Raw genomic sequence first — 12,425 nt, forward strand, 5'->3', positions numbered from 1 at the left:
CGGCAACGTGACTCGCCTGGTCGATGCTTTATATATTTTCTACACATTCATTATGGATATGCGTTAATAACCTCTTTTGTTGATTGACTGATGTCCTGTGAAATAAAAAAACGGCAAAGGGTACATATTTCGTCTTCACTGATGTTCAGCGAAAACGCCTGTTCAATGGCGACCAGCTCGTGACGAATAAGACGAATCATCGCGTCATGCTGTTGTAGGTAACGCACCTTGTCGGGAAAGTCGCTATGGGTTGGCCCCTCCAGCAAACGATCGAGCAGGCACGCCAGATGCATGGTCAGCCCGATAAGCATATTGGAAGAGAGTGTTATCCCCAGCGCCGCAGACACGCGCGCGTTAAACCCTTTGATGGCAAGCAGCGCCGTATCGGGTTTCACATGCTGCAAAATCTGTGTCAGCGTTTCGGCTACCAGCAGATAGGTAGATTCTCGCTCGATCAGCCGATCCAACGCCGTCACGCCGTCGTAGTACAGCACATCGGCCAGATCGAACTGGGTGAGCGCCGTGGCGAGGGGGAACGGGCTGACCAGCGCAACCAGCGTATAGCGTTGGCCCAGTACGGCCAGTTCCTGATTGAGCTGGGCATCGTTATCAAAACGCTGCGAGAGCACGGCGACGCGCTGCATACGACTCGATAGCGCCTGTGACAGGCGGTTTTCCAATACTTTTGCCGTGCCTTCTCCGGTGGTGCAGATCATCACGATGGCCAGTTTCTTCTCGGCGGCGGCGGGCACGCGGGCGGGTGCTGGCTCTCGATCGCGCGGCACTTCCTGTTCAAGCAACTGGTTAACCATCAGCACGTTATGGTACACCTCCTGTAACGGTAGGCCGTTCATGGCGCTCTGGATCGCCTCGACAATGTGCATGGTGCTGATTAACTGTATGGTACGCGTTGCCACATCGCAGTGTTGCGCCAGGGCGGCACCAAAGGTAGTCAGTGAGCCCATATCGACCAGCAACAGCACTTCCGACACGCCTTCGCTGGCCTGAATGTGACGAATAATCCGCTCCAGCACCAACTGCGCCTTTTCGTACAGAGGAACGTTAAAACCCACCGCATAATTGACCCCGAGCAGCTCGTTGGCGGTGGCAACCAGCGCGCTGGCGGTGTCTATCCCATGCGCCACCACGATCACCTTGACATCGGTCTGTCGCTGCTCCAGATCCCGTTCGCTGTAGACAAAGAACATGGCGAGAAATCCCGCTTCATCGATGGGCAGCGTGATTTCCATCACTCGCTCTATCATGCGCAGGCAATCCAGCGCCGCATTGAAAGCCTCCGGGTGACCGGTGCGAATACGGTTTAGCTGCGGATGGACAATGCTTTTGTTGCGACGCACGCGATCGAGCGCATTTTCAATATGGGTAGCCAAACCGTAATAGACTTTATTGTCCAGCGTGCGCTGCAATTTCCCTTCGGCATAGCGGATGATCTCTTCGGTCAGGCGCAGCACCGCTGCCGTGACCAGATTCTCCAGACGACGCGTATCATATTTGCCCTGATAGCGGCTAATCCGAGTTTGGAAGTAGTCCGCGATATCTTTCTCAATCTCCTCTTCCAGGGTATTGCCATCAATCCCCTGGCTGCGCAGTTCCGACATGCGCAGATTAAGCATGTCGTAAATGTCGTTGAGCGCATCGTCTTCAAACAGCGGCGTGTTGCTGGTGCCAGAGAAGGTGACGCTCTTCTTGTTGATGCCAATAATGGTGTTCCAGATTTGGCGATGCTCAAGATGGGTATACAGCGCCTGACTGACGTGGTTAGGCAGCGTTCGACTGTTGATGGCGAAGCTGGTTTTTTTGCCGGTCATGAATTCCGCATACGCGCCCGCACAGGCGAAACGAATATCCGCTTTGAGCTGACCAATGTTGTTCGGGCAGTCATAGCTCAGCAGGGCGCGCAGGGCATTTACGGAAACGCTGATACTCTCCTGCAAATGCGCCGCTTCCTGATTGAAAAAAAACTGGATCAGCGCAAAACGTTCCTGAAAGGTGCGTTTTCGCAAGGCAGGTAAATGGATAACCATCGGAAAACGGCGGGTAAAGGTACGTAACAGGCTGGAGTCCGGCTCTTCCGTGGTGGCGGAAAAAATGCGCACGCTGGCGGTGCGTTCGACCTGCGTTTCCCCTAAACGGCGGAAAATTCCCTTATCGATAAAGGTGAAAAAGATTTCCTGTCCTTCTGGCGGCAAGCGGTGCACTTCATCCAAAAATAGCACCCCGTGATTCGCCTTTTCCAGCAGGCCAACCTTATCTTCATCGGCACCGGTATAAGCCCCTTTTTTACAACCAAACAACTGCGCCAGCAGCAGTTGCGGATTGTTGGCATAATCGGCGCAGTTAAAAATCACAAACGGAGCCTGTGCCGGCAGTTTGCCGATGGCTTTGGCATACTGGTACATCAGCTCGGCAAACAGGGATTTTCCCACGCCGGTTTCACCCAGAATCAGCATATTCATCCCGTTGGGGGGATAGAACACCGCCGCCTTGGCCTGCTCTATCGCCGGAAACAGACTGGCGTTGCTGCCGATAAACTGCGCGAATTCGCCTTCACTGCTGCGGGCCAGGGTTCCTGGGTTGATAGCCTGAAACAGAACGGGTTTACCTTTGATTTTGACCGCTTTTCCTTGCGCGACCAGGCTGTTCAGATCGTTGCTGACATTGGCTCTGGCATAGCCAAGCGCCTCCGCCAACTGCGGGGCGGAGATGCCAGATTCGACGCTAAGCGCCTTCAATTTGTCATAGACGATGTCGATCCGCATGCTCTGGTGCTCCTGATCCATTTGCGCAAAATAGTGCTGGTGCAAGGACTATCATTAGCCTGAGAACTATCTGCTGCCAATATACCGAGTGACGCACGGCGCGGCGAAACAATGCGCCAGTAATAACTACATGCTCACAAATTACGGGCGAATTCGAGTACCTTTCCACCGTTCATTGAGCCGTAATCCACGGCGTTAATCACCGCTATTTTCAAATTTGGGTAGCGGCTTTTCATCGTGCCTTCAATAAAACTCACCTGCGGCCCGATCAGTAAGACGTCGGTTTTGTCGGCGAAGTTTTTAAAATTGCTTTCGGAGGTTGCGTTAATTTCAACATCGAGCGCTTGTTTGACGGCATCCTCACGCATTCTTTTTACCAGCATGCCCGTGGAAAAACCGCCCATACAAACCAGCGTAATATGCAACATGGCCTACTCCTTGTTTCAATAATGTGCCTGGGTAAGTGAGAGTGCTTGCACCTGTTTGCTTAATTCAGCCATGTGCTGGTAGCAAGCCACCTGCTGCCGGGCCAAATCTTTCACCGTGATGGCGTTCATCAAATGATCCTGAGCGTGCACCATCAGCAGCGTGACGGGGTGATGCACACCGCGCGCTTCATCTTCTATCAGGTTAGTTTGTGCCTGATGAGCAACACGCAACGCCTCGGTGGCTTGTTCCAACAACTCCTGTGCAGGAGCAAACTCCTGACGTGCCGCGCACTCAATGGCCTTGATGGCATGGCTTCTCGCCTGACCTGCGTTGACAATGATGTTAATCACCAACTCCTCAAAATCGCTATCCACCTGCTCGTTCATCACTACCAGCTCCTTAAATGATGACAATCACTGCTCTGTTTTTCACTGACAAGGTATAAGCAATAACGATGCCAAGAAAATAAAATGATTATTTTCAATGTATTAAATGGTGTTTTGGCAAACTGTATCGATCTGTTTTACCCACAGCGCGTTATTGGCAATCGGGATAACGGGGTGAAATACGACACCCAGAAGGGCAGAAGCGGAGGACGTGCTCGCACAGGGGGAGAACGGCGCGAGTGTCTAGCCAGCGCGTCTTAACATAAGACGCGCTGGTGGCGTAGGGTTTAGACTTTGTCGAATCGTGTTAACGCGAACACTTTATTGCCCGGCTGACGCGGTAGAATAATACGCACAAAATGGGTGGAGTTGCGCTTAAACCATCGAGTTGCTGATTCATCTTCGTAATGAATGGGAATCTGCATCTCTGCGCCCAGTTTTAAGTTAGAAAAATAACTGATGTTTTTACCTGGCGCAGCAGCAGAAATCGAGAGGAAAAGTATTGGTTTGTCGCGCTTGGGTAACAATGGATAATAACCTTCTACCAAGTCAGTTCGATCGAAATAAATGTTTCTTCGCGCTGCATTTTGCAAATTGACGTGAACGCCCTGAATGACTGAAGAGTGAAAGTAAACATTGGCCGAATCACTTTGTTTATTGGTATTGGAAAAAAACTCCAAAAAATAATCCGTTACCGGTTGATCCTGATCGTCAGTAACGTAAAAGTTTGCCTGCAAATATTGATGGTAATAGTCGGCGTTTTCTTTTCTTTCCGCTGTTTTTTCACTGAATGCCTGCCACTCTAGTTGAATTTTCAGGTATTGGTCAAATGCGTCGCAGGCCAGCGCCTCTAATATAAACGTGCCCAATTGCGCTTTTTCTTCTGGTGTTTCTTCAATATCGTCCTGATTGCTTTTATCTGCTCTGTCAGGATCAATGACAGAGCCGTGGGTTCGGGTAGGTAATACGGCAAGCGGTATGGAAAAACCATCAAGCCGTGATTGCCAACAAGTGACGGCTTTATCAATGTCACTTTCCCGGAAATCAATCGTGATTCCTTGGGTATTCAAATTGGCGGCACAAACTCTTACTGTGCCGTCAGCGCCATCTTCATTGACGATTTGGCGTAATAGGGAGGTATAAGGATGGGTGCCCACAATTACAAACGGCCAGACTTTATCTTCACCGTAATAGCGTGCCGTGTCGTCAGAATCGGGGCCAATGAGCATGTCGCGCTGGGCTAATTCCCACTGGTAGGGTGAGCTCAGTTCAAGATCGTTAAGGATACCTTGCCCGGTATGAAACCAGTTGTTATAGCCCTTGACGATACGCCCCAGCATACTCTTGCCCGTTGCTGCCAGTTTGGATCCATAATTGGCGGGGGCGAGCATAATAAAACGTTTCATCGGACAGGCTTCGGCTTTACCACGGTAGTGTGAGGTGAGCCATTCACGCGTTACCAGTCCCCCGGTACTGTGAACAATAACGTCGAATAAGGGGGGCAACTCTGCTTTTTCCATCATGTCATCGATGACTTGCCCCATCTTTTTGCCGACATCGGCCACACGCACATCGTCATCCAGTGATATATAGTCTCCTAACCATAACTCGGTGGCTGCATAGTTATTTTTTCGTAAGAATTCAGCCAAAGCATAAAATGATTTAGAGGTGTCACTCCACCCATGAATAATTAACACATGTTTTTTCATTGAGGTATCTCCTCGATTGTGTGTGTAAGTCTGAAGTGAATTTTTATTGAAATAAAAAGAAGGTTATTATTTTATTATCAGTGGGTTCGGGACTTGATTTATGTGCAAATATATGCCATAGCACGATAATGTCGACGGCTACATGTAAAAGCAACGTGAGCGTATATCGGAATTTAAAGCCATCTTCAGCAAAGGCGAGAGATAATTTTTTACTTGTGAAAGGGATATTTTGTGCTTGCAAACGGATTTCATCACGCACGCTGGCGGCCAGTCGTGTACAAGGTAATAGCACGCCTAAATTGGCAAAGAAAAAAACGGCTGCGCCCAAGGCGATCCCTATTTTTTGATCAAGAATGAGCGTCTGTTTTCCTGAAAATAACCAACCCGCTATCGCAAATATAGCGACAGACCAATATGTCCAATAAGCATTAATACGGCTTTCAAGTCTTTCATGCAAATCAAGAAGCTCTTTAAATTCCATAAAGGTATGCCGCAAGATTGAACAATCTATGTTGTCAGGGGAGTCTATTCATAATGATTAATCATGAGTGATTATTTTATATTCGCTTTATTTATGATGGCTTTTTGTGATCGATATCAAAAAACGATTCTTTATATTTTTGCTTAGCGTGCAATGCTTTATTTCGGGTTGGGGTTTACATCTACCAACCCGATAATAAGGAAAGCATTATTCCATTAGGTGTGCCAGAGATACCCGAAACTCGATCAGCCTTCCGCCAACCGACGATAACGTTCAAAGCGATCTTTGGCATCCTGCTCGGTTTGCTCAAACAGGCTGTCGGCCACTGCCGGATGCTGGCGTTTGAGCGAGGCGTAGCGCACTTCGCCCATCAGAAAGTCTTGAAAATCCTCTTCCGGCTCGTCCGAATCGAGCACAAACGGGTTTTTGCCTTTATCCTGGCGCAGCGGATCGAAGCGATACAGGTGCCAGTAACCGGCGTCCACCGCGCGTTTTGCCTCGCGCTGGCTGCATCCCATGCCTGCGCTCAGTCCGTGGTTGATACAGGCCGCGTAGGCGATGATCAACGACGGGCCCGGCCAGGCTTCCGCTTCGGCAATGGCGCGCAGCGTTTGCGCCTTATCGGCCCCCATGGCAATCTGCGCCACATAGACGTTGCCGTAGCTCATCGCCATCATACCGAGGTCTTTTTTGCGCGTGCGTTTCCCCTCTGCGGCAAACTTGGCGATGGCCGCTACCGGTGTGGATTTGGACGACTGGCCGCCGGTGTTGGAATACACCTCGGTATCGAATACCAGCACATTGATATCTTCCCCGGAAGCCAGCACGTGATCCAACCCGCCATAGCCAATATCATAGGCCCAGCCGTCGCCACCGAAGATCCACTGCGATGGTTTCGGCAGATAGTCGCGATTCTGGTAGACGCGTGCCAGCAGCGGTGAGGTGGTGTGCTCCTGCGCCAACTGGGCGATAACGGCTTCAGCCCGTGCCCGCGTGCCATCGCCGCGCTCTTTGTGCTCCAGCCAGTCGGTGAGCGCGGTATGCAATGCCGGGGTGACAGGCAACGCCAGCGCGGTTTGAATATCGCTCGCCACTTGTGCACGCACGGCCCGGCTGCCGAGTAACATCCCTAAACCGAATTCGGCGTTGTCTTCAAACAGCGAGTTGGCCCAAGCCGGGCCTTGCCCCTTGTGGTTGGTGGTGTACGGGATCGACGGTGCGCTCGCGCCCCAGATTGACGAGCAACCTGTCGCATTGGCTACCAACATGCGATCGCCAAACAGTTGCGTCAGCAAGCGTGCATAAGGCGTCTCTCCGCAACCGGCGCAGGCGCCGGAAAATTCCAGCAGTGGCGTTTCAAACTGGCTGCCTTTGACGGTGGTTTTGCTAAACGGATTCACTTTGGGCGACAGTGCCAGCACATGTTCCCATAGTCCAACCTGATGCCGCTGGCTTTCCAGCGGTTGCATGGTGAGTGATTTGCCGCGTGACGGGCAGATATCCGCACAGTTGCCGCAACCGGAGCAATCCAGCGGCGATACCGACAGATGATACTCCATCGTCTTGGCCCCTTGTGCCGGGGTGCTGAGCAAGAAAACCGGTGCTGCTGCGCGCTCTTCCTCATTCAACAATGCCGGGCGGATAGCCGCGTGCGGGCAGATAAAGGCGCACTGGTTACACTGGGTGCAGCCTTCCGGCTGCCAAACCGGAACCTGGATCGCAATGCCGCGTTTCTCATAGGCTGCGGTACCGGGGGGAAAGGTGCCGTCTTCCATGCCGATAAAGGCGCTGACGGGCAACGCGTCACCTTCCTGGCGGTTCATCGGTTCCAGAATCTGGCGGATAAAATCGGGTACGGCGCGCGCGAGCGGGCGTGTGTCATCGGGCAGCGTGGCCCACACTGTGGGGATAGCCACTTCCACCAACGCCTGCATACCCTGATCGATCGCGGCATGGTTCATCTCCACCACCTTTGGCCCTTTACTGCCATAGGATTTAACCACCGCGCTTTTTAAATAGTCGGCGGCGGTTTCCGGAGGAATAATGTTGGTGAGCTTAAAGAAGGCGGCCTGCATGATCATGTTAAAGCGCCCGCCCAGGCCGAGACGTTGAGCAATCTGCACCGCATTGAGGGTGTAGCAGCGAATGTGGTTCTGGGCCAGATAGCGCTTCATGGCGGTGGGCAGCTTTAACGCCAGCTCATCCGGCGTCCAGGTGCAGTTGAGTAGAAAAGTCCCGCCCGGTTTCAGCCCGGCCAGCAGGTCATATTTTTCGACGTAGCTCTGTTGCGAACAGGCAATAAAATCCGCGTGATGAATAAGATAGGGTGAGGTGATCGGGCTTTGCCCAAATCGCAGGTGAGAGACGGTGATCCCACCCGACTTCTTCGAGTCATAGGAGAAATAAGCCTGGGCATAGAGCGGCGTTTTATCGCCGATAATCTTGATGGCGCTTTTGTTGGCACCCACCGTGCCGTCCGATCCCAGCCCCCAGAATTTGCAGGCGGTGGTGCCGACGCGCGCGACATCAATAACCGCGCTGGCCTGCGGCAGTGAGGTGTGGGTGACATCATCGGTGATGCCGACGGTAAAGCCATCCTGCGGCAGTGGCCGGGTAAGATTCTCAAAGACCGACACGATGTGCGTTGGCAAAATGTCCTTGCCGCCCAACCCGTAACGACCGCCGACGATCAGTGGCGGCTGAGCGTGACGATAGTAGGCATTTTTCACGTCCAGACACAGCGGCTCCGTTTGCGCGCCGGGTTCCTTGGTGCGATCCAGCACGGCAATGCGTTGTACCGAATCCGGGATCTGCGCAAAGAAGTGCGACAGCGAGAACGGGCGGTACAAATGCACCGTCAGCAATCCCACTTTCTCACCGCGCTGGTTGAGATAATCCACCGTTTCCTGAATGGTTTCGCATACCGATCCCATGGCAACGATCATCCGTTCGGCATCGGGCGCGCCGTAATAATTAAACAGATGGTATTCACGTCCGGTGAGTCGGGTGATGTCAGCCATGTAACTTTCCACCATCGCAGGCAGCGCGTCGTAAAAACGGTTGGCGGATTCTCGTTCCTGAAAGTAGATATCCGGGTTTTGCGCCGTGCCGCGCACCACCGGATGGTCGGGGTTCAACGCGTTGCGGCGAAAGCGGTTGAGCGCGTCGCGGTCCAGCAGCGGTTCCAGCTCATCGTACTCCAGCACTTCAATCTTTTGGATCTCATGGGAGGTGCGAAAGCCGTCAAAGAAATTGATAAAGGGCACGCGCCCTTTGATGGCCGTCAGATGCGCGACCGCAGACAGATCCATCACTTGCTGTACGCTGCTTTCTGCCAGCATGGCGCAGCCGGTTTGGCGTACCGCCATTACGTCCTGATGATCGCCAAATATATTGAGCGAGTTGGTCGCCAATGCCCGGGCACTGACGTGAAACACGCCCGGCAACAGTTCTCCGGCGACTTTATACAGGTTGGGGATCATCAACAGCAGCCCCTGCGAAGCGGTATAGGTGGTGGTGAGCGCTCCGGCCTGTAGCGCACCGTGCACCGCACCGGCCGCGCCGGCTTCGGACTGCATCTCGATCAAACGCACCGGCTGGCCGAACAGGTTTTTTTTATGCTGTGCGGCCCATTCGTCCACGTTTTCCGCCATCGGCGTAGAGGGCGTGATGGGATAGATAGCGGCCACGTCGGTAAAGGCGTAAGAGATGTAGGCGGCGGCGGCATTTCCATCCATCGTTTTCATTTTTCTGCTCATGCGGGCTTCCTCATTGGTATGGCGCGGGTGATTACGGGGCGCAGAGCGGTCGCGCCATCGATTCGCCGTTTCAGCGAGGCTTGAAGCACAGCCTGTGCCATTTCGCTATCGAGATGAAAAGATGTTTTTATTGAATGGGTTATGCGCTCTTCTTTGCCTCTGGTGCGGTGTGCCATCAGGGAAAATTGCATGAAATAAGACAGAAAGCACCACATCCTGTCGTGCAGCCAACAAACTGTCGTGCCTGTCACCGCAAAACCGCGTTGCCGCTCCTCCGTGGCGCGATTGTCCGCTTTACAACAATTGGTTTGCCCTTTGTCTTGTGTTTGTTTCCTCCCCGGCGGCTAAGCTTCTAACAAAATTAATACTTTCAATGTATTAACCGTTTTGGCATGGCTGGTACGTTCCCTGCAACAGGGAGAATGCAACATATTCGGCGTACCACACGCCGCCAACCCGAAACAGGAGAAGCAATCATGGCTTTGCGTCAATGTGCCATCTATGGCAAAGGGGGGATTGGTAAATCCACCACCACTCAGAATCTGGTCGCCGCACTGGCGGAAATGGGCAAGAAGGTCATGATCATCGGTTGTGACCCCAAGGCGGACTCCACGCGTTTGATCCTTCACGCCAAAGCGCAGAACACCATTATGGAAATGGCGGCAGAAGTTGGTTCAGTTGAAGACCTCGAACTGGAAGATGTTTTGCAAATTGGCTACGGCAACGTGCGCTGCGCCGAATCCGGTGGTCCGGAGCCGGGTGTGGGCTGTGCGGGACGTGGGGTGATCACCGCCATCAACTTCCTGGAAGAAGAAGGGGCGTATGAAGAAGATCTTGATTTTGTGTTCTACGACGTCTTGGGCGACGTGGTGTGCGGCGGCTTCGCTATGCCGATTCGTGAGAACAAAGCGCAGGAGATTTACATTGTGTGCTCCGGCGAAATGATGGCGATGTATGCCGCTAACAACATTTCCAAAGGGATCGTGAAATACGCCAAAACCGGCAAGGTGCGTTTGGGGGGGTTGATTTGCAATTCGCGTAATACCGATCGTGAAGATGAGCTAATCGTTGCGCTGGCAGAAAAACTCGGCACGCAGATGATCCACTTCGTACCGCGCGACAACATCGTACAGCGCGCTGAAATTCGCCGTATGACGGTCATCGAATATGACCCGAACTGCAAGCAAGCTAACGAATACCGCACGCTGGCCCAGAAGATTGTCAACAACACCATGAAAGTGATCCCAGTGCCTTGCACCATGGATGAACTGGAAGATCTGCTGATGGAATTCGGCATCATGGAAGAGGAAGACACCAGCATCATCGGTAAAACCGCTGCCGAAGAGAATGCGGCCTGATTGCTCAACGGCGTCAGCCCCCGCCCGTGGGAGCCTTGATGCAGAAGGAACAGTGAAATGACAAACGCAACCCGTGAACGCAATCAGGCGATCATCCAGGAAGTGCTGGAGGTTTTCCCTGAGAAAACGCGCAAAGAGCGCCAAAAACACATGATGGTTACCGACCCGGCGCAGGAAAGCGTGGGGAAGTGCCTGGTATCAAACCGTAAATCGCAGCCGGGCGTGATGACGGTGCGCGGCTGCGCCTACGCCGGTTCCAAAGGCGTGGTGTTTGGACCGATCAAAGATATGGCCCATATCTCACACGGTCCGATTGGCTGCGGCCAATACTCCCGTGCCGGACGCCGCAACTATTACACCGGGGTCAGCGGCGTAAACAGCTTTGGCACCCTGAACTTTACCTCGGATTTTCAGGAAAAGGACATCGTGTTTGGTGGTGACAAGAAACTCACCAAACTGATTGAAGAGCTGGAAATGCTGTTCCCGCTCAGTAAAGGGATCTCCATTCAATCGGAATGCCCGGTGGGATTGATTGGCGATGATATCGAAGCGGTGGCGAATACCAGCCGTAAAGCGATCGGTAAACCGGTGGTGCCGGTGCGCTGCGAAGGGTTTCGCGGCGTGTCGCAATCCCTCGGTCACCACATCGCCAACGACGTGATCCGCGATTGGGTGCTGGATAACCGTGAAGGGAAACCCTTTGAATCCACGCCGTATGACGTGGCGATCATCGGGGACTACAACATCGGCGGTGACGCCTGGGCGTCGCGTATTCTGTTGGAAGAAATGGGGTTGCGCGTGGTGGCGCAGTGGTCAGGTGATGGCACGCTGGTGGAAATGGAAAACACCCCTAACGTGAAATTGAATCTGGTGCACTGCTACCGTTCGATGAACTACATCTCGCGGCATATGGAAGAGAAGCACGGTATTCCCTGGATGGAATACAACTTCTTTGGCCCGACCAAGATTGCCGAATCGCTGCGCAAAATCGCCGAGCAGTTTGATGACACCATCAAGCAAAACGCCGAAGCGGTGATTGCCCGCTATCAGGCGCAAACGGAGGCGATTATCGCCAAGTATCGTCCGCGTTTGGAAGGGCGTCGGGTGCTGCTGTATCTCGGCGGTTTGCGTCCACGCCATATTATCGGTGCTTATGAAGATCTCGGCATGGAGATTATCGGTACCGGTTATGAATTCGGCCACAACGACGACTATGACCGCACGCTGCCGGATCTGAAAGAAGGCACCCTGCTGTTTGATGATGCCAGCAGCTATGAGCTGGAAGCGTTCGTCAAGGCGCTGAAACCCGATTTGATCGGCTCTGGCATTAAAGAAAAGTACATCTTTCAAAAAATGGGCGTGCCTTTCCGCCAGATGCACTCCTGGGATTACTCCGGTCCGTACCACGGCTATGACGGTTTCGCCATTTTTGCCCGTGACATGGACATGACGCTGAATAACCCCTGTTGGCGTGAACTGACGGCTCCGTGGCTGAAATCGGCCTAACCCTTATCCTGATATCCC

8 protein-coding genes are annotated in these 12,425 nt (G+C 52.9%); 2 read left to right on the forward strand and 6 right to left on the reverse strand.

Going from position 1 to position 12,425, the window contains the following annotated elements:
- Positions 1-50: 50 nt before the first annotated feature.
- The 6 genes from J5067_RS00755 to nifJ form a co-directional block, all read right to left on the reverse strand.
- Positions 51-2,780 (reverse strand): sigma 54-interacting transcriptional regulator, encoded by a 2,730-nt coding sequence (locus J5067_RS00755; protein WP_264650198.1) that lies wholly within the window; start codon positions 2,778-2,780, stop codon positions 51-53.
- 134 nt (positions 2,781-2,914) lie between these two features.
- Positions 2,915-3,208: a PTS sugar transporter subunit IIB gene (locus J5067_RS00760; RefSeq protein WP_264627681.1), complete on the reverse strand. Its 294-nt coding sequence runs from the start codon at positions 3,206-3,208 to the stop codon at positions 2,915-2,917.
- Positions 3,209-3,223: 15 nt separating this feature from the next.
- Entirely contained in the window at positions 3,224-3,595 is a 372-nt protein-coding gene (locus J5067_RS00765) for a PTS lactose/cellobiose transporter subunit IIA (RefSeq protein WP_264627684.1), read from the reverse strand.
- 287 nt (positions 3,596-3,882) lie between these two features.
- Positions 3,883-5,304: a triacylglycerol lipase gene (locus tag J5067_RS00770; protein WP_264627682.1), complete on the reverse strand. Its 1,422-nt coding sequence runs from the start codon at positions 5,302-5,304 to the stop codon at positions 3,883-3,885.
- Positions 5,305-5,347: 43 nt separating this feature from the next.
- Positions 5,348-5,785, reverse strand: a complete 438-nt coding sequence (locus J5067_RS00775; RefSeq protein ID WP_264650199.1) for a hypothetical protein — start codon at positions 5,783-5,785, stop codon at positions 5,348-5,350.
- A 245-nt stretch (positions 5,786-6,030) separates the two neighbouring features.
- Complete coding sequence (nifJ, locus tag J5067_RS00780) at positions 6,031-9,543, reverse strand: pyruvate:ferredoxin (flavodoxin) oxidoreductase (protein WP_264650200.1); 3,513 nt, start codon at positions 9,541-9,543, stop codon at positions 6,031-6,033.
- A 476-nt stretch (positions 9,544-10,019) separates the two neighbouring features.
- Here nifJ and nifH point away from each other — a divergent pair, with 476 nt between their 5' ends.
- On the forward strand, positions 10,020-10,901 hold the full coding sequence (gene nifH, locus J5067_RS00785) for a nitrogenase iron protein (RefSeq protein WP_264641976.1): 882 nt from the start codon (positions 10,020-10,022) through the stop codon (positions 10,899-10,901).
- Between the two features lie 57 nt (positions 10,902-10,958).
- Positions 10,959-12,407 (forward strand): nitrogenase molybdenum-iron protein alpha chain, encoded by a 1,449-nt coding sequence (gene nifD, locus J5067_RS00790; RefSeq protein WP_264641977.1) that lies wholly within the window; start codon positions 10,959-10,961, stop codon positions 12,405-12,407.
- Positions 12,408-12,425 lie beyond the last annotated feature (18 nt).

Origin of the sequence: Candidatus Symbiopectobacterium sp. NZEC151, from assembly GCF_025962655.1 — a bacterium.
GTDB lineage: Bacteria > Pseudomonadota > Gammaproteobacteria > Enterobacterales > Enterobacteriaceae > Symbiopectobacterium.